Origin of the sequence: Actinacidiphila polyblastidii (assembly GCF_036353415.1) — a bacterium.
GTDB lineage: Bacteria > Actinomycetota > Actinomycetes > Streptomycetales > Streptomycetaceae > Actinacidiphila > Actinacidiphila polyblastidii.
Genome location: NZ_JAZEWV010000004.1, coordinates 315,027 through 334,946, shown reverse-complemented (window position 1 = coordinate 334,946; position 19,920 = coordinate 315,027). Strand labels below are relative to the sequence as shown.

19 protein-coding genes are annotated in these 19,920 nt (G+C 72.1%); 15 read left to right on the top strand and 4 right to left on the bottom strand.

Annotation, left to right across the window (positions count from 1 at the left end; all coding sequences use genetic code 11):
- Nucleotides 1-267: 267 nt before the first annotated feature.
- On the top strand, nucleotides 268-1,509 hold the full coding sequence (locus V2S66_RS08340; protein ID WP_330793891.1) for an acyltransferase family protein: 1,242 nt from the start codon (nucleotides 268-270) through the stop codon (nucleotides 1,507-1,509).
- 123 nt (nucleotides 1,510-1,632) lie between these two features.
- Here V2S66_RS08340 and V2S66_RS08335 read toward each other — a convergent pair whose 3' ends face one another.
- Nucleotides 1,633-2,301 carry a hypothetical protein gene (locus tag V2S66_RS08335; protein WP_330793890.1) on the bottom strand — a complete coding sequence of 223 codons (669 nt, stop codon included), beginning with the start codon at nucleotides 2,299-2,301 and terminating at the stop codon, nucleotides 1,633-1,635.
- A gap of 118 nt (nucleotides 2,302-2,419) precedes the next feature.
- Here V2S66_RS08335 and hemL point away from each other — a divergent pair, with 118 nt between their 5' ends.
- The 7 genes from hemL (at nucleotide 2,420) to ccsB (ending at nucleotide 11,317) form a co-directional block, all read left to right on the top strand.
- A complete protein-coding gene (gene hemL, locus V2S66_RS08330) occupies nucleotides 2,420-3,727 on the top strand; it encodes a glutamate-1-semialdehyde 2,1-aminomutase (protein ID WP_330793922.1) in 1,308 nt (435 codons plus the stop codon).
- Between the two features lie 20 nt (nucleotides 3,728-3,747).
- The gene (locus V2S66_RS08325; RefSeq protein WP_330793889.1) at nucleotides 3,748-4,449 is read left to right on the top strand and encodes a histidine phosphatase family protein; all 702 of its coding nucleotides are present in this window, start codon (nucleotides 3,748-3,750) and stop codon (nucleotides 4,447-4,449) included.
- A 1,209-nt stretch (nucleotides 4,450-5,658) separates the two neighbouring features.
- On the top strand, nucleotides 5,659-6,915 hold the full coding sequence (locus V2S66_RS08320; protein WP_330793887.1) for a polysaccharide deacetylase family protein: 1,257 nt from the start codon (nucleotides 5,659-5,661) through the stop codon (nucleotides 6,913-6,915).
- 99 nt (nucleotides 6,916-7,014) lie between these two features.
- The gene (locus V2S66_RS08315) at nucleotides 7,015-7,629 is read left to right on the top strand and encodes a TlpA family protein disulfide reductase (protein ID WP_330793886.1); all 615 of its coding nucleotides are present in this window, start codon (nucleotides 7,015-7,017) and stop codon (nucleotides 7,627-7,629) included.
- A gap of 1 nt (nucleotide 7,630) precedes the next feature.
- The gene (locus tag V2S66_RS08310) at nucleotides 7,631-8,404 is read left to right on the top strand and encodes a cytochrome c biogenesis CcdA family protein (RefSeq protein ID WP_330793884.1); all 774 of its coding nucleotides are present in this window, start codon (nucleotides 7,631-7,633) and stop codon (nucleotides 8,402-8,404) included.
- A 4-nt stretch (nucleotides 8,405-8,408) separates the two neighbouring features.
- Nucleotides 8,409-10,199, top strand: a complete 1,791-nt coding sequence (resB, locus tag V2S66_RS08305) for a cytochrome c biogenesis protein ResB (protein ID WP_330793882.1) — start codon at nucleotides 8,409-8,411, stop codon at nucleotides 10,197-10,199.
- Nucleotides 10,196-11,317 (top strand): c-type cytochrome biogenesis protein CcsB, encoded by a 1,122-nt coding sequence (gene ccsB, locus V2S66_RS08300; RefSeq protein WP_330793881.1) that lies wholly within the window; start codon nucleotides 10,196-10,198, stop codon nucleotides 11,315-11,317. The genes resB and ccsB overlap by 4 nt, the downstream gene beginning before the upstream one ends.
- A 1-nt stretch (nucleotide 11,318) precedes the next feature.
- On the opposite strand, the gene V2S66_RS08295 is transcribed toward ccsB, so the two are convergent.
- The gene (locus V2S66_RS08295) at nucleotides 11,319-11,723 is read right to left on the bottom strand and encodes a PLD nuclease N-terminal domain-containing protein (protein WP_330793880.1); all 405 of its coding nucleotides are present in this window, start codon (nucleotides 11,721-11,723) and stop codon (nucleotides 11,319-11,321) included.
- 96 nt (nucleotides 11,724-11,819) lie between these two features.
- On the opposite strand from V2S66_RS08295, the gene V2S66_RS08290 reads away from it, so the two are divergent.
- The gene (locus tag V2S66_RS08290; RefSeq protein ID WP_330793879.1) at nucleotides 11,820-13,277 is read left to right on the top strand and encodes a menaquinone biosynthesis decarboxylase; all 1,458 of its coding nucleotides are present in this window, start codon (nucleotides 11,820-11,822) and stop codon (nucleotides 13,275-13,277) included.
- Nucleotides 13,274-14,191, top strand: a complete 918-nt coding sequence (gene mqnP, locus V2S66_RS08285; protein ID WP_330793878.1) for a menaquinone biosynthesis prenyltransferase MqnP — start codon at nucleotides 13,274-13,276, stop codon at nucleotides 14,189-14,191. The genes V2S66_RS08290 and mqnP overlap by 4 nt, the downstream gene beginning before the upstream one ends.
- A 39-nt stretch (nucleotides 14,192-14,230) precedes the next feature.
- On the opposite strand, the gene V2S66_RS08280 is transcribed toward mqnP, so the two are convergent.
- Nucleotides 14,231-15,400: a hypothetical protein gene (locus V2S66_RS08280; protein ID WP_330793877.1), complete on the bottom strand. Its 1,170-nt coding sequence runs from the start codon at nucleotides 15,398-15,400 to the stop codon at nucleotides 14,231-14,233.
- A 191-nt stretch (nucleotides 15,401-15,591) separates the two neighbouring features.
- Complete coding sequence (locus tag V2S66_RS08275; protein ID WP_330793920.1) at nucleotides 15,592-16,131, bottom strand: rhomboid family intramembrane serine protease; 540 nt, start codon at nucleotides 16,129-16,131, stop codon at nucleotides 15,592-15,594.
- 221 nt (nucleotides 16,132-16,352) lie between these two features.
- Here V2S66_RS08275 and V2S66_RS08270 point away from each other — a divergent pair, with 221 nt between their 5' ends.
- The 5 genes from V2S66_RS08270 to V2S66_RS08250 all read left to right on the top strand — a co-directional run bounded on the left by V2S66_RS08270 (nucleotide 16,353) and on the right by V2S66_RS08250 (nucleotide 19,831).
- Entirely contained in the window at nucleotides 16,353-17,030 is a 678-nt protein-coding gene (locus V2S66_RS08270) for a UbiX family flavin prenyltransferase (protein WP_330793876.1), read from the top strand.
- Nucleotides 17,031-17,184: 154 nt separating this feature from the next.
- A complete protein-coding gene (locus V2S66_RS08265; protein ID WP_330793875.1) occupies nucleotides 17,185-17,640 on the top strand; it encodes an Lrp/AsnC family transcriptional regulator in 456 nt (151 codons plus the stop codon).
- A 79-nt stretch (nucleotides 17,641-17,719) separates the two neighbouring features.
- Complete coding sequence (gene mqnE / locus V2S66_RS08260; RefSeq protein ID WP_330793874.1) at nucleotides 17,720-18,883, top strand: aminofutalosine synthase MqnE; 1,164 nt, start codon at nucleotides 17,720-17,722, stop codon at nucleotides 18,881-18,883.
- 57 nt (nucleotides 18,884-18,940) lie between these two features.
- Complete coding sequence (locus tag V2S66_RS08255; protein ID WP_330793872.1) at nucleotides 18,941-19,462, top strand: GNAT family N-acetyltransferase; 522 nt, start codon at nucleotides 18,941-18,943, stop codon at nucleotides 19,460-19,462.
- A gap of 63 nt (nucleotides 19,463-19,525) precedes the next feature.
- Complete coding sequence (locus V2S66_RS08250) at nucleotides 19,526-19,831, top strand: DUF4229 domain-containing protein (RefSeq protein WP_330793871.1); 306 nt, start codon at nucleotides 19,526-19,528, stop codon at nucleotides 19,829-19,831.
- Nucleotides 19,832-19,920 lie beyond the last annotated feature (89 nt).

Genomic DNA, 19,920 nt, shown 5'->3' with positions numbered 1-19,920 from the left:
GGAGGCGGCGCTGTGACGGGGCGCGACCAGGCGTGATGCGCGCGGGATGGAGATTCGGCGAACTTCGGGTTTCGGGTCGGGGAGCGCCCGGCCAAGTCTGCGTTAACCGTGTTCGATTGCCCGGATCGCCCCGTTTCCGTCTCGGGTCACTACCGTAGCTTGATGCTTTCTTCAGGTTGATGGGGACGGCTGATGAGGCATGCGGGTGGTGGGGCGGACGACTGGCCGCACCCCAAGGTGACAGTCCCGGGAGGCGCTCCCGCCGGGGTGCGGACCACGCCGTCGGCGCCCCGCCTGCCGGGCCCGCCGCGGCTCCCGCAGTCCGCGCAGCCCCCGTACGACCCGGGTCGGCCGACGCGCGCGGAGGACCCGCGGGCCCTGACCCCGCAGCCCGCGCCGCGGCCGGACGCGCCGCAGCCGCCCGCGCCGCAGCCTGCCGCGCCGCAGCATCCGCGCCGGGCCCGGCTCTACGTCATCGACGCGCTGCGCCTGCTCGCCGCCGTCATGGTGGCCCTGCACCACTACGTCGGCACCTACCGGGTGGACCGCCCGCGGAACGTCATCTGGGGCCGGCCGGTCTCGGACATCATGCCGAGCGTCTTCCGGGTCGCCTCCTACGGCTGGATCGGCGTCGAGATCTTCTTCGTCATCAGCGGGTTCGTGGTCTGCATGTCCTGCTGGGGGCGCAGGCCGCGGGACTTCTTCGTCTCCCGGGTGATCCGGCTCTACCCGGCGTACTGGTTCGGCGTGGTCTTCACCACCGTCGTGCTCACCGCGTGGCCGGCCATCTGGCCGAAGCCGTCGCCGCGGCAGGCGTTCTTCAACCTCTCGATGCTGCAGTCCGGTTCGCGGATCGGGAACGTCGACGGCGTCTACTGGACGCTCTGGTCGGAGCTGCGCTTCTACCTGATCTTCCTGGCGGTCGTGGCGTTCGGGCTCACCTACCGCAGGGTCGTGGTGTTCTGCTGCGTGTGGGGGGCGCTGGCCATGCTCGCGCCGGTGTCCGGCCTCCCCGCGCTGGTGCTGCTCGCGGACCCCGACGGCGCCTGGTACTTCATCGCCGGCCTCGCGCTGTTCCTGATGTACCGGTTCGGGCAGGACCTCCTGCTGTGGGGCATCCTCGCGCTGTCCTGGCTGATGGCCCAGGACGAGCTGGGCCGCCGTATCGACACCGTCGAGCACGTCTCCAGCTGGCGCGGGGCGCTGGTGGTCTACACGCTCTTCCTGGCGTTCATGGTGTGCGTGGCGCTCGGCGCGACCGACCGCTTCCAGTGGAAGTGGCTGGTGACCGCGGGCTCCCTGACGTACCCCTTCTACCTGCTGCACTACGCGGCGGGCACCACCGCGATCCACTACCTGCGCGACCGCGCCGACGCCCGGGTGCTGGTCGCCGGGCTCATCGCGGGCGGCCTGCTGCTCAGCTACGCGGTGCACCGGCTGGTCGAGCGGCCGCTGTCCCGCCTGCTCAAGCGCGGGCTCACCGACGCCTTCGCGCACCTCGACGCGTAGGGCCCGGCCCCGGCCCGGCGGCCGGCCCGCGGGCGGCCAGCTGCGTGTCCGAGTCGTTGCGGCGATCCGCCAGAGGCAAAGCGGGCGAAGGGGACGAAGGGCGGCGCCGGCGTCCGCCGGGGGTCACGGCCAGACCAGGCAGTAGAGCTGGTGGCCCGACTCCTCGCAGCGGCGGGCGAAATCCTGCCATTCGTGGAGCATCTGGTAGATGACGAACGCGTCGCGCGGGCCGCGCCGGTCAGGGACGGTGGACCAGATGAAGGCGGCGGCGCCCAGCGACTCCTCGTCGGCGGTGCGCAGCGGCTCCACGACGGAGGCGGGCAGCCGGACGACGGCGTAGTCGGGGTGCAGGACGACGAGTTCGAGCGGCGGCACCTTGGACGGGGGTATGCCCTCGATGCCGGTGAGGACCATCGCCGCCATCGTCTCCGGCTTGACCTTGGTGTACATCCCCTGGCCGAGTTCGTCGCCGCCGAGTTCCTCGGGGCGCATGGAGATCGGGACGCGTGCCGCCGTGGCACCGTCGGGTGCACCGAAGTACTTGTAGGTCACCCCCACTCGGCCACCCCTGCTCCTGCTTTCTGCGGTCGATCGGCGTCCCGCCGGGCGGTGTTCGCCGTGTGCGTCCTGTTGCTCGTGGTGTTCTTGATCGCGGTCTTCTGTGCTGCGCTCGTGCGGTGTGGGTCGGTCCTGCGGGATGCGGCGGCGCCTGCCGGTGGGACGGGGGTCCTCGGAGCCATGATCGCCGTGATCGCCAGGCCCTTCACCCGGTCCGCCACCACGCTGCTGCATTCCACTACCCGACCATTCGCTGACCCAACCATGCAACCCGATCATCGTCTCAGATGCAGGGTTGAGACGTTGCGGCGCAACGCCCGGCATTTGAGAGCATGAGTCCGTGAGCAATCCCGTGAGCTATCCGTACGAAGCACCAGTGTCCCAGGAACTCTTCGACCGCGCGGCGGCCGTGACGCCAGGAGGCGTGAACTCTCCGGTGCGCGCGTTCCGCGCCGTGGGCGGAACGCCCCGGTTCATGGTGTCCGGCGCCGGCGCGTATCTGACCGACGCGGACGGGCGCGAGTACGTCGACCTCGTCTGCTCGTGGGGGCCGATGATCCTCGGCCACGCGCACCCCGAGGTGATCGCCGCGGTGCAGGAGGCGGTGGCCCTCGGCACCTCCTTCGGCACCCCGGGCGAGGGCGAGGTCGCGCTGGCCGAGGCCATGACGGCCAGGGTCGAACCGCTCGACCAGGTACGGCTGGTGTCGTCCGGCACCGAGGCGACCATGTCGGCGATCCGGCTGGCCCGGGGGTTCACCGGGCGGACCAAGGTGGTCAAGTTCGCGGGCTGCTACCACGGTCATGTGGACGCGCTGCTGGTGGCCGCGGGTTCCGGTGTTGCCACGTTCGGGTTGCCCGACACCCCGGGGGTGACGGGCGCGCAGGCCGGCGACACCCTGGTGCTGCCGTACAACGACCTGGCGGCGGTGCGGGCGGCCTTCGCCGCGCACCCCGGCGAGATCGCCTGCGTCATCACCGAGGCGTCGCCCGGCAACATGGGCGTGGTCCCGCCGGCGGACGGCTTCAACGCGGGGCTGCGGCAGCTGTGCGCGGACGACGGCGCGCTGTACGTCTCCGACGAGGTGATGACCGGCTTCCGGGTCAGCGCGGCCGGCTGGTACGGGCTGGACGGCGTGCGGCCCGACCTGATGACCTTCGGCAAGGTGATGGGCGGCGGCTTCCCGGCCGCGGCGTTCGGCGGCCGCGCCGACGTGATGGCGCACCTCGCGCCGGCCGGGCCGGTCTACCAGGCCGGCACGCTCTCCGGGAACCCGGTCGCCACCGCCGCCGGGCTGGCCCAGCTGCGGCTGCTGGACGCGGCCGCGTACGCGAAGGTCGACGCGGTCTCGCGGCAGATCCAGGAGCTGGTGACCGGGGCGCTGGCCAAGGAGGGCGTGGCGCACCGGCTGCAGACCGCGGGCAGCATGTTCTCGGTGTTCTTCACCGCCCAGGAGGTCCGCGACTTCGAGGACGCCAAGCAGCAGGAGGCGTTCCGCTACACCGCCTTCTTCCACGCGATGCTGGCGCAGGGCGTGTACCTGCCGCCGTCCGCGTTCGAGTCCTGGTTCGTGTCGACCGCACACGACGAGCGGGCCGTGGAGCGGATCGCCGCCGCACTGCCCGCAGCAGCCCGCGCCGCGGCGGAGGCCCGCGCATGACCGACGGTGAGGTGTCGAGGATGACCGGTACGACGCAGGGAGGCGGCGGCGACGAGCTGACCGTGGTCCACCTGATGCGGCACGGCGAGGTGCACAACCCCGGCGGGGTGCTGTACGGGCGGGCGCCCGGCTTCCACCTGTCCGAGCTGGGCCGCGAGATGGCCGACCGGGTCGCCGCGCACCTGGCCGACCGCGACATCCGGTACGTGGTCGCGTCGCCGCTGGAGCGCGCCCAGGAGACCGCGACGCCGATCGCGGCCTCGCACGGCCTGGAGCTGGCGACCGACCCGCGGCTGATCGAGGCGCTGAACCGCTTCGAGGGCAAGACCTTCGGCGTCGGCGACGGCGCCCTGCGCAAGCCGGCGAACTGGAAGTACCTGACCAACCCCTTCAAGCCGAGCTGGGGCGAGCCGTACGTCGAGCAGGTGGTGCGGATGACGGCGGCGCTCGGCGCGGCCCGGGACGCCGCACGCGGGCACGAGGCGGTGTGCGTCAGCCACCAGTTGCCGATCTGGGTGGTGCGCTCCTTCGCCGAGCGGCGCCGGCTGTGGCACGACCCGCGCAAGCGGCAGTGCACGCTGGCCAGCCTGACGAGCTTCACCTACCGCGGCGACGAGATCGTCTCGGTCGGCTACAGCGAGCCGGCCCTCGACCTGGTACCGGCCCACCTGCGGGCGGGAGCGAAGGCCCAGAAGGGCGGGGCGAAGGCTTTCGGAGCGTAAGCGCTCCGCTGAGGTTGCTCCCGGCGCGGCGCCCGGCCCCGTGACCCTCTCCCGGCGCCGGCCGCCTCGCCCTGGGGCTGCGCCCCGTGACCCCGCGATGGCGCGGGGCGCCGCGCTGTGCGGGCGAGCCCAGCGTTTCGGGGGCCGCCAGCACGGACGCCGTGTGGGCGGCCGTGTTCGGGCTGCGCCCGGCTTCGGGGCCCCGGCCCCGTGACCCTGCGTTGACGCGGGGGTCCGCCCCGGACTCGTGAGGGCGCGCGTCGCGCCGCGCATGCGCGGCGCCCAGCGCGCCGGGACCCCCCGGCAGGCGCCGCGCCCTGGGGCTGCGCCCCGTGACCCCGCGTTGGCGCGGGGCGCTGCGCTGGGGGGCTGCGCCCGGGTTCGGGGCCTGCCCGGCGGACGTTGCGCCGGGCTTTGGGGCTCGCCCGTGACCCCGTGTTGGCGCGGGGGCGCCGCGCCCAGCGGTTCAGCAGCCGCCAGCATGGACGCCGTGTGGGCGGCCGTGTTCGGGCTGCGCCCGGCTCTGGGGCCCCGGCCCCGCGACCCCGTGATGGCGCGGGGCGTCGCGCTGGGGGCTGCGCCCGGCTTCGGGGCCTGCCCGGCGGACGCTGCGCCGGGCTTTGGGGCTCGCCCGGGACCCCGTGTTGGCGCCGGGTGCCGCGCCGTGCCGGGGTTGCCCACGGTCCGGGGCCGCCCCGGACTCGTGAGGGCGCGCCGTGCAGGCGCTGTGCTGGGGCTGGGCCCGGCTCGGGGCTGCGCCCGGTGACCCCGTGTTGGCGCGGGGGCGCCGCGCCCAGCGGTTCAGCAGCCGCCAGCATGGACGCCGTGTGGGCGGCCGTGTTCGGGCTGCGCCCGGCGCGCCGGGGCCCGCCCCGCGCCCTGCCGGGGCTGCGCCCGGGTTCGGGGCTGGCCCCGTCGCGCCGCGCAGGCGCCGCGCCCTGGGGCTGCGCCCCCAGGCCCCGTCCCGCCGCGCCGCGCAGGCGCCGCGCCCTGGGGCTGCGCCCCGGACCCGAGGGTCCGGAGGCGAGAGGGCGGCGGAAAAGGCGCAACCCAGTGATACTTATCGGCCATCCGGGGGGCGGTAGCCGGATCGCGTCCTGTTTGTCGCCACCAGGAGGAACGTGTGAACGTCGTATTGAATGACTAATCCTCCGCTCAGGTGGTGGCTCGCCGCCCCTCGGCGGGGGAACCGCGAGGATCGGGGACGGTATGAGTGCCATGACCCGCAGGGCATTGCTGACGACGACCGCAGGAGCCGCGGCAGGAGCGGCGATCGCAGGGTGCGGCGCGCAGCCGCAGGGCAAGGCGGGGGCGGCCCCGTCCGTGCAGGGGACCGGGCAGCACTCGGGCGCGAGCGGGCAGCAGGCCGCTCCCGCAAAATCGATTCGCCTGATCGGCGACGGCTCCACCGCCGACACCGGCCCGCAGCCCAACCAGCCCGTCGTCGACCGGCTCGAACCCGGTCAGACCCCGCCCCAGTTCGTGATCTTCTCCTGGGACGGCGCCGGCGAGGTCGGCAACGGCCTGTTCCCCCGCTTCCTCAAGCTCGCCGCGGACAACGGCGCCCTCATGACCTTCAACCTCTCCGGCATCTACCTGCTGCCGGAGAGCAAGAAGATGATGTACGCGCCGCCGAACAGCCCGCTGGGCGCCTCGGACATCGGCTACCTCGCCGACGACCACATCAGGATGACGCTGGACAACCTCCGCCAGGCCTGGGACGCCGGCCACGAGATCGCCACCCACTTCAACGGCCACTTCTGCGCCGGACGCGGCAGCGTCGGCCGCTGGACGCCGGACGACTGGAAGAGCGAGATCGACCAGGCGGTGTCCTTCGTCACGCAGTGGAAGACCAACACCGGCTGGCACGACGAGGACCCGCTGCCGTTCGACTACGCCAAGGAGCTGACCGGCAGCCGCACCCCCTGCCTGCTCGGGCAGAACAACCTGCTGCCCACCGCGGCCGCGCTCGGCTGGCGCTACGACACCAGCAACCCCGGCGGCAACCAGGTCTGGCCCGACAAGATCCAGGGCGTCTGGAACTTCCCGCTGCAGGCCATCCCCTTCCCCGGCCACCGGTTCGAAGTGCTCTCGATGGACTACAACATCCTGGCCAACCAGTCCCACGCCGCCACCAAGTCCGACCCGCGCAACTACCCGGGCTGGCGGAGCCAGGCCACCGCCTCCTACATCGCCGGCTTCGAGCGGGCGTACGAGACCAACCGCGCGCCCTTCTTCATCGGCAACCACTTCGAGCAGTGGAACGGCGGCATCTACATGGACGCCGTCGAGGAGGCGCTCAAGCACATCGCCTCGCAGGGCCACAAGGACGTCAGGATGGTCTCCTTCCGGCAGTTCACCGACTGGCTGGACGCACAGGACCCGGCGCTGCTCGACCGGCTCCGCACGCTGGAGGTCGGCCAGCAGCCGACCGGCAGCTGGCAGGAGTTCCTGGTGGCCGCCTGAGCCGGCCGCGGCCCGATCCTTACTTGGGGCAATTGCCGCTTTTGGGGTCGCGGTCGGGGGCGGGACGAAGTGCCACAAGGGCCATGCGAAACTTTTCACATGAGTCCTCTCCGTGCCGCCCTCCGCCGCCGCCCGCTGCGCGGCGCCGCGACGCTCGCCGGGGCCGCGGCGCTGGCGCTCACCGCGGCCGCGTGCTCGTCCGGCACCTCCGGCTCCGGGACCGGCGGCTCCAACTTCGTCGGCGGCAACGGCGAGATCACCACCGTCAAGCCCGCCGACCGCGACCCCGCGCCCGCCCTGTCGGGCACCACGGTCAGCGGCGGCACCGACAGCCTGGCCGCCTACAAGGGCAAGGTCGTGGTGGTCAACATCTGGGGTTCGTGGTGCGCGCCCTGCCGCGCCGAGGCCCCCAACCTGGCCGCCGTCGCCGCCGCCGACCAGGCCAAGGGCGTGCAGTTCCTCGGCATCAACACCCGCGACCTGTCGAAGTCCAACGCGGTCCGCTTCGACAAGCGCTTCGGCATCACCTACCCGAGCCTGTACGACCCGTACGGCAAGCTGATCCTGCAGTTCCCCAAGGGCAGCCTGAACCCGCAGTCGCTGCCCGCCACGCTGGTCATCGACCGGCAGGGGCGGATCGCGGTGCGCGCCCTAAAGGCGCTCAGCGAGGACGAGCTGCACCAGATCGTCGATCCCGTCGCCGCGGAGAAGTGAGATGGCCGCCGGCACGCTGACCGTCCTCGCGGCCGACCCCAGCCAGACCGTGATCAGCGGGGCGCTGCTGGCGGCGATCCCGATCGCGATGTTCGCCGGCCTGGTCTCGTTCTTCTCGCCGTGCGTGCTGCCGCTGGTGCCCGGCTACCTCTCCTACGTGACCGGCGTCACCGGCACCGACCTCGCCGAGGCCCGGCGCGGCCGGATGGTGGCCGGCGCCTCGCTCTTCGTGCTCGGCTTCAGCGCCGTGTTCGTCTCCTCCGGCGCGCTGTTCGGCAACTTCGGCTGGACGCTGCAGGAGCACCGGCAGACCCTGATGCGGATCTTCGGCGCGATCACCATCGTGCTCGGCCTGGCGTTCATGGGGATAGTCGGCGGCGTCACCCAGCGCGAGTTCCGCTTCCACTACCGGCCCACCATGGGCCTGGCCGGGGCGCCGCTGCTCGGCGTGCTCTTCGGCCTCGGCTGGGCGCCGTGCGTCGGGCCGACCCTCGGCGCGGTGCAGTCGCTCGCGCTCAGCGACGCCAGCGCGGGCCGCGGCGCGCTGCTGATGGTCTTCTACTGCCTCGGTCTCGGCGTGCCGTTCATCGTGGCGGCCGTCGCCTTCCGCCGTACGCTCGGTGCGTTCGCGTGGGTCAAGCGCCACTACGCCTGGGTGATGAGGATCGGCGGCGGCATGCTCGTCGCCGTCGGGGTGCTCCTCGTCACCGGCGTGTGGGACCACATCACCTACCAGATGCAGATCTGGTCGAGCAGCTTCACCCCAGGGGTCTGAACCCATGAGCATCACGCACGACGACGGCGGGGCCCCGCGCAGCGGCGAGACCGCGCAGCAGGGCGACGCCGACCGGCAGGAAGGGCTGGGCGCGGCCGGCGCGCAGCTGAGCACCGCTCCCGCCGACACGCTGTCGCAGGCCCCGGGCCTGGGCGCGCTCGGGTGGGCGCGCTGGATGTGGCGCCAGCTCACCTCGATGCGGGTGGCGCTGATCCTGCTGTTCCTGCTGTCGCTCGCCGCGATCCCCGGGTCGCTGATCCCGCAGCACTCCGACCAGCTCAAGGTCGACGCCTTCAAGCGGACGCACCCCGACGTCACCCCGCTGTACGAGCGGCTCGGGATGTTCCACGTGTACAGCTCGCCGTGGTTCTCGGCGATCTACATCCTGCTGTTCGTGTCGCTGGCGGGCTGCATCATCCCGCGCAGCTGGCAGTTCGTCGGGCAGCTGCGCGCCAGGCCGCCGGCCGCGCCGCGGCACTTCACCCGGCTGCCCGCGTACAGCACCTGGCGCACCGACGCCGATCCCGAGCAGGTCACCGAAGCGGCCCGCAGCGTGCTGCGCGGCCGCCGCTTCCGGGTCAGCGCCACCGGCGCCTCGGTGGCCGGCGAGAAGGGCTACCTGCGCGAGGCCGGCAACCTGCTCTTCCACGTCGCGCTGTTCGGCCTGCTGATCTCCTTCGCGGTCACCTCGCTGTACGGCGCGCAGGGCGGCCGGCTGGTGGTGCAGGGCGACGGCTTCGTCAACAACCTGACCGAGTACGACGACTTCAACGGCGCCACCCTCTACGGCGCCGACGACCTGCAGCCGTTCGGCTTCCACCTGGACAGCTTCGAGCAGAAGTACTCGGCCTCCGGCCCCGACCGAGGCACCGCGCTGAAGTTCCAGGCGAACATCCACTACTGGAACGGCGCGAACGGCACCCCGGTCAAGGGCTCGATCTCGGTCAACCACCCGCTGAGCATCGGCGGCGAGAAGGTCTACCTGATCTCGCACGGCTACGCGCCGAGGGTGACCGTGCGCGACGCGAAGGGCAACGTGGCCTTCCAGGGCCCGGTGCCGTTCCTGCCGCAGGACACCAACCTGACGTCAAGCGGCGTGGTCAAGGTCCCCGACGCGGTGGACCAGCACGGCAAACCCGTCCAGCTCGCCTTCAACGGCTACTTCACGCCGACCGGCGACACCTCGGTCGGGCCGATGTCGCTCTTCCCGACGCTCGAGCAGCCGATCCTGTGGCTGAACGCCTTCCACGGCGACCTGGGCATGGACGCCGGCATCGCGCAGAACGTGTACCAGCTCGACACCACGCACATGAAGCAGTTCAAGCTCGACACCAAGACCGGCGTCAACGGCGTCGCGCTCGGCGTCGGGTCGAAGTTCACCCTCCCCGACGGCGCCGGCTCGCTGACCTTCGACGGCGTCAGCACCTGGGCCAGCTTCACCGTCTCCCACCAGTCGGGCAACACCGGCGCGCTGGTCAGCGGCGCCGCCGCGATCCTCGGCCTGATGGGCTCGCTGTTCATCCAGCGCCGCCGGATCTGGGTCCGCGCGGTGCGCGGCGAGGACGGCGCCACCGTGGTGGAGATGGGCGGCCTCGGCCGCAGCGAGTCGACCCGGATCGCCGACGAACTCGGCGACGTGGCGCAGCAGCTCGCCGAGGCGGCGCCGCCCCGGCCCGACGACGACGCCGAACCGCCGGCCGCCCCCGGGCCCCCGGCCCCGGACGAGTCCGCCCCCTCGGACGAGTCCCCCGCAGACCCCACCCCCCTGCCTGACGACGAAGGAGCGCGCGCGTGATCATCGCGGCCGCGGTCAACGAGAACTTCGCGAACTACAGCAACTACCTGATCCGCTCGGCGATGTTCGTGTACGCGCTGGCCTTCCTCGCGCACCTCGCGGAGTGGGTCTTCGGCGGTCGCAGCCGGATCGCGGTGCAGTCCGCCGCGCTCGCCGCGGACGCCGGGCGGGCGGACGGCGCGCAGGCCGGGAGCACCGCGGCCGCCGTGACGGTCGTGCGGCGCGGCGCGGCCGGCACCACCACGCTGGAGCGCCCCGTGGCGGTCCGCCCCACGGTGGTCACCCGGGCCTCGGCGAGCGACCGCGGCATCGCCGACGGCCCCGGCGCCGCGGGCGGCACCGAGAAGGGCGACCTCTACGGCCGGATCGCGGTGTCCTTCACCGTGCTGGCCTGGATGCTGCACCTCGGCGGCGTCGTCTTCCGCGCCGCCTCGGTGCGCCGTGCCCCCTGGGGCAACATGTACGAGTTCTCCACCACCTTCGGCATGGTGGCGGTCGGCGCGTACCTGGTGCTGCTGCTGCTCAAGAAGGACGTCCGCTGGATCGGCCTGTTCCTGACCACCACGGTGCTGCTCGACCTGGGCCTGGCGCTGTCGGTGCTCTACACCTCCAGCGACCAGCTGGTGCCCGCGCTGCACTCGTACTGGCTGTGGATCCACGTGTCCTGCGCGATCATCTCCGGCGCGGTGTTCTACCTGGCCGCGGTGGGCACGATGCTCTACCTGTTCCGCGACCACTACGAGGTGGCGCTGACCGCGGGCCGCGCGCAGGGCGGCCGCTGGGGCGACGTCATGCGGCGGCTGCCGGCCGCGGCGACCCTGGACAAGTTCGCCTACCGGATGAACGCGCTGGTCTTCCCGCTGTGGACGTTCACCATCATCGCCGGCGCGATCTGGGCGCAGGCGGCGTGGGGCCACTACTGGGAGTGGGACCCGAAGGAGACCTGGTCGTTCATCACCTGGGTCGCCTACGCCGGCTACCTGCACGCACGGGCGACCGCCGGCTGGAAGGGCCGCAAGGCCGCCTACCTGGCGCTGGTGGCCTTCGCCTGCTTCCTCTTCAACTACTACGGCGTGAACATCTTCGTCACCGGCAAGCACTCCTACGCCGGGGTCTGACTCACTCGGCGTCGTCGCCCCGGTTCCTGCGGTTCGCCTCGCCGAGCGAGCGCAGGAACTCGGGGTTGTCGTCCGGGGCGATCCACTCCTCCCGCGGCAGCTCCCGCCCCTGCGCGGGGTGCCGGCCCCGCCGCGCCGCCGGATGCCGGTCCTCGGGCCGGGCGTCCTCCCGGTGCTCGCCGCGCCACTGCGCCGCGGTGGCGCCCCCGGGCGGCGTCGCGTACCGGAAGCGGCCGGCGACCAGCCAGGCCAGCGGGCCGATCAGGATCCAGCCGAAGAAGACGATGATCATCAGCCAGGCCAGCTTCGGCAGGAACCTCACCTGCCGCTCTGGCGTGCCTATGCAGTCGACGAGGGCGTAGATCCACAGCGCGAGGATCACCAGATACGGCGCATACCGCAGCATGGACGGCAACTCCCCCTAGGAAGCACGGCGGGGGCTCCTGCCGCCCCCACGACGACCCCCCAGCGTAGGCCCTGCGCGGGATGGAAGACTGGGCGCATGGCTTACGACGATCTCCGATCCTTCCTGCGGGCCCTGGAGAAGGACGGCGACCTGCGGCGCATCACCGCCGAGGTGGACCCGTACCTGGAGGTCGGCGAGATCACCGACCGGGTGAACAAGGCCGGCGGCCCCGCCCTGCTCTTCGAGAACGTCCGGGGCTCCGACGCCCCGCTGGCGATGAACGTCTACGGCACCGACCGCAGGATGCTGAAGGCGCTCGGCCTGCGGAGCTACTCCGACATCGGCGAGCGGATCGCCGGGCTGCTCAGGCCGGAGCTGCCGCACGGCTTCGTCGGGGTCCGCGAGGCGTTCGGCAAGCTCGCCGGGATGGTGCACGTGCCGCCGAAGAAGGTGAAGTCCGGCGACGCGCCGGTGCAGGAGGTGGTGGTCACCGGCGACGACGTCGACCTGGACCGGCTGCCGGCGCTCTTCACCTGGCCGCAGGACGGCGGCTCCTTCTTCAACCTGGGCCTGACCCACACCAAGGACCCCGCGACGGGGGTGCGCAACCTGGGCCTGTACCGGCTGCAACGGCACGACCGCCGCACCATCGGCATGCACTGGCAGATCCACAAGGACAGCCGCAGCCACTACCAGGCCGCGCTGCGCGCCGGCGAGCGGCTGCCGGTCGCCATCGCCTTCGGCTGCCCGCCCGCCGTGACCTACGCCTCCACCGCGCCGCTGCCCGCGGACATCGACGAGTACCTGTTCGCCGGCTACGTGCAGGGCAAGCGCGTGGAGCTGGTCGACTGCAAGACGGTGCCGCTCCAGGTGCCCGCGCAGGCCGAGGTGGTGCTGGAGGGCTGGCTGGAGCCGGGGAAGACGCTGCCGGAGGGGCCGTTCGGCGACCACACCGGCTTCTACACCCCGCAGGAGCCGTTCCCCGCGCTGACCGTCGACTGCGTGACGATGCGCAGGCGGCCGCTCTTCCAGTCCATCGTGGTCGGCCGGCCGCCGACCGAGGACGGCCCGCTCGGCCGGGCCACCGAGCGGTTCTTCCTGCCGCTGCTGAAGATCATCGTGCCGGACATCGTGGACTACCACCTGCCGGAGGCGGGCGGCTTCCACAACTGCGCGATCGTCTCGATCGACAAGAAGTACCCCAAGCACGCCCAGAAGACGATGCACGCGATCTGGGGGGCCCACATGATGTCGCTCACCAAGCTGATCGTGGTGGTCGACGCCGACTGCGACGTGCACGACCTGCACGAGGTCGCCTGGCGGGCGCTCGGCAACACCGACTACGCCCGCGACCTGACCGTCGTCGAGGGCCCGGTGGACCACCTCGACCACTCCTCGTACCAGCAGTTCTGGGGCGGCAAGGCGGGCATCGACGCGACACGTAAGCTGCCCGAGGAGGGCTACACCCGCGACGGCGGCTGGCCCGAGATGGTGCTCTCCGACCCGGAGACCGCCGAACGGGTGACCAAGCGGTGGAAGGAATACGGCCTGTGAGCGCGACGACCCCGGACCTCTTCGAGTCCGAGCCCCGGCCCCACGGCAAAGTCCGCGCGTTCCTGCGGCTGGTGATGATCGAGCACTCGGTGTTCGCGCTGCCCTTCGCCTACATCGCCGCGCTGACCGCGATGTTCCGCGAGAAGGGCGACGTGCGCTGGGGCACGCTGCTGCTGGTCACCGTCGCGATGGTGGGCCTGCGCACCTTCGCGATGGCCTGCAACCGGATCATCGACCGGGAGATCGACGCGCGCAATCCGCGGACCGCCCGGCGTGAACTGGTCACCGGGGCGCTGTCGGTGCGCTCGGCGTGGGCCGGCGCGCTGGTCGCGGTGGTGGTCTTCCTCGGCGCGGCGGCGCTGCTGAACCCGCTCTGCCTGGCGCTCGCGCCGATCGCGGTCGTGCCGATGGTGGTCTATCCGTACGGCAAGCGGTTCACCCACTACCCGCACGCCATCCTCGGGGTCGCGCAGGCGATGGGCCCGATCGGCGCCTGGCTGGCCGTCACCGGCTCCTGGTCGTGGGACGCGGTGATCCTCGGGCTGGCGGTCGGCGTCTGGATCGGCGGCTTCGACCTGATCTTCGCCTGCCAGGACGTGGCGGCCGACCGCGCGCACGGCGTCCGGTCGGTGCCGGCCCGCTTCGGCATCCCCGCGGCCCTCTACGGCGCGCGGGTCTGCCACGCCGTCACCACCGGCCTGCTGGTCTGGTACGGCGTCGCGACCCACGCCGGCGGCTTCTGGTGGGCGGGCCTGGCCGTGGTGGCCGGGGCCTTCCTCTACGAGCACTCGATCGTCAAGCCGCACGACCTGTCCCGGCTGAACCGGGCGTTCTTCACGGTGAACGGCGTCATCGGGATCACGCTGTTCCTGTTCGCGCTGTGCGACCTGGTGGCGCGCGGCCTCGGCTGGTAGCGCCGGGACCGCGCGGTCACCGACCGATCGGCGCGGGGCTCAGAAGGAGGAGTCGTCGAAGGACGAGTCCGAGGTGCCCGACCCGTCCGACGAGTCCTGGCCCATGCTGGACATCACCAGGCTCATGATGTCCTGCGGGTTGACCACCTTGGCGCCCGCCGGGGCGGTCACCGGCTTGGCGCTGCCGTCCAGGGTCACGGTCAGCGGGAGCTTGCCCTGCGCCTGGTCGTCGAGCTGCGCGATGTCGAAGGTGATCGCCGAGACGTCGCCGTTCTTGACGGCCACGTCCACCGACAGCGTCTTGTTCGGCACGCTGCTGGTGTCCTGGAGGTCCTTGGCGTCGAAGCCGGGGATGTCCTTCAGGACCGGGGTGAGGTTGTCGCCGAGCGCCTTGGCGAGCTGCCGGGCCGGGGCGGACACCAGGATGTGGTCGGCGCCGTCGCGGCTGCCGAGGTCCTTGTAGGTGACGTTGGTGGACAGCGACGCCTTGAGCGCGGCGACGAGCTTCTTCACCGTCGCGGGGTCGAGCTTCGGCGCGCCGGGGATGCCGTCGAGCGGCGACGCGCTGTCGCCGTCGCTGCCCGCGCCCGCGCCGCCCGCGATGCTCTTGGCGAACTCGGTGAACGCCTTGGGGTCGATGCTGATCCACTCGCCCTTGAGCGCGGACTTCACCGAGTCCAGCGAGGACGGCAGCTGGTCGGCCTGGGCGAGGAACTGGTTGAACTGGGCCTCGTCGGAGGCGGCGGAGCTGCTGGTGTCCAGCTTCTCCAGGCCCTTGACGTCGGCGCGCAGGTACAGCTTCTGGCCGACGACGCGGATCTCGGCCAGCGCCTTCCCGCCGGACTCCTCGCTGGTCAGCGCGAAGCTGACGGCGCCGCCCTGCGTGGACTGGGTCTTGCCGAGGACGCTGAAGGACTTCTTCGAGGTGACGCCGAGCGAGAGGTTGAGCGACGAGAGCATCTTCGCGTCGGCCTGGGTGAAGTCGTCCTCACCCTTGAGGGCCGCGTAGATCTGGTCCGCCGAGCCGTCGAAGCCCAGGCCCAGGGACACGGTGTTCTGCTTCCCGAGGTTCTGGAAGGCGTTGCTCACCTTGCCCTGCGGGGTGGTCTTGTCCGTCCCGCACGCGGCGGACCCGGCGGTTATGAGGGCCACCACTCCGGCGGCGGCGAGGGTCTTGCGCATGCTGTTGATGTCGAACTCCTTGGCCAATTGGAATATATGACGAGCGGACGGACGGGTAGAGCGTAGCTGTGGGGAGGCTGTGCTCTCACTCGGGTATTCACGGAGTTTCGCGGGCCTCTTCACTGCCGGGAACCGGCAGGCGGGGCGGGGCGACGCGGTCCGTGACATCGGCCCCTGACGGCGGTGTGGGCGGCCGTGGGGCGACCGTGGAGCGACTGTCAGGGCCCGGCGGTGACGGCGGCCGTGCGCTCCCTGAAGAGGAACGCCGCGGCCACCCCGCCGACCAGGCCGAAGAGATGACCCTGCCAGGAGACGCCCTGCGCGGTGGGCAGCGCGCCCCAGAGGATGGAGCCGTAGAACACGCCGACGCACAGGCCCACCACGATGTCGAGCGGGCGGTGGTCGACGAAGCCGCGCACCAGCAGGTAGGCGAAGAGGCCGAAGATCAGGCCGGAGGCGCCCGCGGTGTTGGTGTGCGCGGGGGAGACCAGCCACACCCCGAGGCCGCCGATCACGATGACGGTGAGCGCCACGGCCAGGAACCGGCCGATACCGCGCAGCGCCGCGATGAAGCCGAGCACCAGCAGCGGCAGGCTGTTGGCGGCGACATGGGCGAAGCCGAAGTGCGTGAACGCGGACGGCACGATGTCCAGCAGTTCGGACGGCTTGCGCGGCTCGATGCCGAAGGAGTCCATCCGGTGTCCGGCGATCGTGTCGATCGCCTCCAGCGCCCACAGCAGCGCCACCCAGCCGAGCATCAGCGCGGCGGCTGTGGTCACGCGGCCGCCGGCGCGCAGCGGTGTGAGCAGCACGTCCTTCGTGGCCGTGCGGTGTGCGGTCGATCCGTACGCCATCAGATCCCCCCTCGGTCCGATGCCCCTATTGTGCACAACGCTCGCGAGGCGTCCGGCGGTTCCCGTTTTCCTCCGCCGGGCGGGCCCGCCAGGACCGGCCGGTCGCCCGGAGTTAGGGTGAGGTGGTGGAGGAGCGCAGGCGGGAGCCGTGGGTGGTGGGGGTGTCGGGGGCGTCGGGCACGCCCTACGCCGCCGCGGTGCTGCGCGCGCTGCTGGCGGCCGGCGAGGCGGTGGACCTGGTGGTCAGCCGAGCCGCCCGGCTCACCCTGCTGGACGAGACCGGCACCGCCTTCCGCGACGGGCACTGGCGCGAGGACCTCGCCGGCTGGCTGGCCCGCGGCGCGGACGGCTCGCCCGACCGGTTCGCGCCCGGCCCCGACCTGTCGGGGGTGCGGTACTGGCCCGCGGGCGACCTGGCGGCCGGGCCGTCCTCCGGCTCGTACCCGGCCAAGGGCATGCTGATCGTGCCGGCCAGCACCGCGAGCGTGGCCGGGGTGGCGCTCGGGCTCTCCAAGGACCTGCTGCAGCGGGCCGCCGCCGTGACGCTCAAGGAGCGCAGGCCGCTGGTGGTGGCGGTGCGCGAGACGCCGCTTGACGGGCCGACGCTGCGCCACCTGGTCGCGCTGGACGACGCGGGAGCGGTGGTGCTGCCCGCCTCGCCGGCCTTCTACGCGGGGGCCGCGCACATCCAGGACCTGGTGGACTTCGTGGCCGGCCGGGCGCTGGACGCCGCGGGGGTGCCGCACAAGCTGTACCGCCGGTGGGGCGGCGAGCTGGGCGCGGCCCGCGCCGCGGACGGCTGACCGCCCCCGCCGCCTCTCCCCGCCGCGGCCCCGCGGCCTCCGGCGGACCGCAATTCCTCCCGCGAAGAATGGATGCGCAGGGCACGGACCTGTTCATGCCTTAGATTCGTGTCCGGACAGCGCAGTCACGGCACGAACGGGAGGGTCCATTCTGATGGACGCGGTGGACAGACAGCTCATCCAGGCGTTGCGCGAGAACGGCCGCGCGTCGTACGCGGAGCTGGGCCGGCTCGTGGGTCTCTCCGGCCCGAGCGTCACCGACCGCATCAACCGGCTCGAACAGGCCGGCGTGATCACCGGCTACCGGGCCACCGTCGCCCCCGCCGCGATGGGCCTGGGCGTGACCGCGCTGGTCGGCCTGCAGCTGTCCGACGCCGCCGACCACGAGGAGGTGGCGCGGCGGCTGCGCGACCTGGACGAGATCGAGGACTGCTGGTTCATCGCCGGCGACGACTCGTACATGCTCAAGGTCAGGGTCGGCGACGTGGACGGCCTGGAGCACACCATCCGGCGGCTGTCCGGCACCAAGGGCGTGGCGCGCACCCGTACCACGATCGTGCTCTCCACCAAGTGGGAGAACCGCGTCGGGCCGCTGCCCGAGGAAGCCTGACGCGAGTGCCCGCGGCCGAGGGCCGGGGGATACGGGGGAGTAGGGTCGATCCGGTTGATTCGGCAGAAGGAGGCGCGGCATGGACGCGGGGCTCAAGCGTGAGCTGGAGGAGAAGGTCTACGCCGGGGAGCGGCTGACCCGCGAGGACGGCGTCGCCCTCTACGAGTCCGACGACCTGGCCTGGCTGGGCGGTCTGGCCCACCACGTGCGCACGCGGAAGAACGGCGACGTGGTGCACTTCAACGTCAACCGCCACCTGAACATGACCAACGTGTGCACGGCGTCGTGCGCGTACTGCTCCTTCCAGCGCAAGCCGGGGGAGAAGGACGCCTACACCATGCGCATCGAGGAGGCCGTGCGGCTGGCCAAGGCGATGGAGGGCGACAACCTCACCGAGCTGCACATCGTCAACGGCCTGCACCCGACGCTGCCGTGGCGCTACTACCCGCGCTCGCTCAAGGCGCTGAAGGAAGCGCTGCCGCAGGTGTCGCTCAAGGCGTTCACCGCCACCGAGATCCACCACTTCGAGACGATCTCCGGCCTCTCCGCCTCCGACATCCTCGACGAGCTGATCGACGCCGGCCTGGAGTCGCTGACCGGCGGCGGCGCCGAGATCTTCGACTGGGAGGTCAGGCAGCACATCGTGGACCACCGCACCCACTGGGAGGACTGGTCCCGCATCCACCGCCTGGCGCACGCCAAGGGCCTGAAGACCCCGGCCACCATGCTCTACGGCCACATCGAGGAGCCCCGGCACCGGGTCGACCACGTGCTGCGGCTGCGCGAACTGCAGGACGAGACCGGTGGGTTCCAGGTCTTCATCCCGCTGCGCTACCAGCACGACTTCGTGGACATGAAGGACGGCAAGGTCCGCAACACCCTCCAGGCGCGCACCACCATGGCGACCGGCGCGGAGGCGCTGAAGACCTTCGCCGTCTCGCGGCTGCTGTTCGACAACGTGCCGCACGTGAAGGTGTTCTGGGTCATGCACGGCCTGTCCACCGCCCAACTGGCGCTCAACCACGGCGCGGACGACATGGACGGCTCGGTGGTCGAGTACAAGATCACCCACGACGCGGACGACTACGGCACGCCCAACAAGCTGACCAGGGACGACATCCTCGACCTGATCAGGGACGCGGGGTTCCGCCCGGTCGAGCGCAACACCCGCTACGAGATCATCAAGGAGTACCCGGGCCCGGACGGCGCGCGCCGCGACGAGCCGCAGGCCATGCGGGTGTGACCGGGGCGACAGCCCTTACGGGTCGGTAACGATGTCGGTAATGGCTACCTTGGATCTATGACACTTACGTGCCAGCTCGATCCGGTGCTCGACGACGAACTGCGGGACGGCGTCCTCGCGCTGTGGACGGACGTCTCCAACGCGGGCGGCGCCGTCGGCTTCGTGCCGCCGGTCACCGCCGACGACGTCCGGCCCGACCTCGACCGCTCGCTCGCCGCCGTCGAGGCCGGGCAGCGCCGGCTGCTGGTCGGCCGCGACGAGGACGGCCGGATCGTCGCGACCGCCTTCCTGACGTACAACAGCCACCGCCTCATGGCGCACTGGCTGTGGCTCTACACCGTCATGATCCACCCCGGCCGCCAGGGCAGGGGCTACGGCCGCTCGCTGATGGCCGCCGTCGAGCAGGCCGCGCGCGGCTTCCACGGCATCGAGGCGATCCGGCTGACCTGCCGCGGCGGCACCGGCGTGGACATGTTCTACGCCACCTGCGGTTACAAGGAGGTCGGCCGCGTCCCGGCGGCGATCCGGGTCGCGCCCGGCGACGACCGCGACGACATCGTCATGCTGCTTACCCTGTAGGGCGCCGGGGGCCCGCGGGGCCCTGCGCGCGGCCGGCCCCGGACGCCGTGCTTCACTGGACGCATGCTCCGTTACACCGCACTGCGCTTCGGCCTCATCGTCGCCAGCTTCGGGGTCATCTGGGGACTCGTCCGGCTGCGGATCCTGCCGGCCGGGCTCGGTGACTCGAACTACCTGTGGGTCGGGCTGCTCGCACTCGTCGTCTCCGCCCCGCTGAGCTGGGTGCTGCTGCGCGGCGTACGGGAGAGGGCCGCGCTCCAGGTCTCCCAGCGGGTCGAGCGCACCCGGGCGAACTTCGCCGCCGCGGCCGGCGAGGAGGACGAGGCGGACGACGCAGCCCGCTCCGCCGGCGAGCCCCACACCGCCTGACCCGTCCCGCCGCGGCCTGACGCCTCCTTGCGCGGCTGACGCCTCCGGCGCCGGTCGGCGCCGCCGTCGGGCACGGCTCCGGTCTCATA

Bases quoted from the DNA above. Each gene is read 5' to 3' on its own strand.
- V2S66_RS08320 (WP_330793887.1), top strand. From the start codon at position 5,659: ATGAGTGCCATGACCCGCAGGGCATTGCTGACGACGACCGCAGGAGCC.
- V2S66_RS08255 (WP_330793872.1), top strand. From the start codon at position 18,941: ATGACACTTACGTGCCAGCTCGATCCGGTGCTCGACGACGAACTGCGG.
- V2S66_RS08310 (WP_330793884.1), top strand. From the start codon at position 7,631: ATGGCCGCCGGCACGCTGACCGTCCTCGCGGCCGACCCCAGCCAGACC.
- V2S66_RS08275 (WP_330793920.1), bottom strand. From the start codon at position 16,131: ATGCTCGGCTGGGTGGCGCTGCTGTGGGCGCTGGAGGCGATCGACACG.
- V2S66_RS08295 (WP_330793880.1), bottom strand. From the start codon at position 11,723: ATGCTGCGGTATGCGCCGTATCTGGTGATCCTCGCGCTGTGGATCTAC.
- mqnE (WP_330793874.1), top strand. From the start codon at position 17,720: ATGGACGCGGGGCTCAAGCGTGAGCTGGAGGAGAAGGTCTACGCCGGG.
- V2S66_RS08265 (WP_330793875.1), top strand. From the start codon at position 17,185: ATGGACGCGGTGGACAGACAGCTCATCCAGGCGTTGCGCGAGAACGGC.
- V2S66_RS08325 (WP_330793889.1), top strand. From the start codon at position 3,748: ATGACCGGTACGACGCAGGGAGGCGGCGGCGACGAGCTGACCGTGGTC.
- V2S66_RS08315 (WP_330793886.1), top strand. From the start codon at position 7,015: ATGAGTCCTCTCCGTGCCGCCCTCCGCCGCCGCCCGCTGCGCGGCGCC.
- V2S66_RS08290 (WP_330793879.1), top strand. From the start codon at position 11,820: ATGGCTTACGACGATCTCCGATCCTTCCTGCGGGCCCTGGAGAAGGAC.
- resB (WP_330793882.1), top strand. From the start codon at position 8,409: ATGAGCATCACGCACGACGACGGCGGGGCCCCGCGCAGCGGCGAGACC.
- V2S66_RS08250 (WP_330793871.1), top strand. From the start codon at position 19,526: ATGCTCCGTTACACCGCACTGCGCTTCGGCCTCATCGTCGCCAGCTTC.
- V2S66_RS08335 (WP_330793890.1), bottom strand. From the start codon at position 2,301: ATGCAGCAGCGTGGTGGCGGACCGGGTGAAGGGCCTGGCGATCACGGC.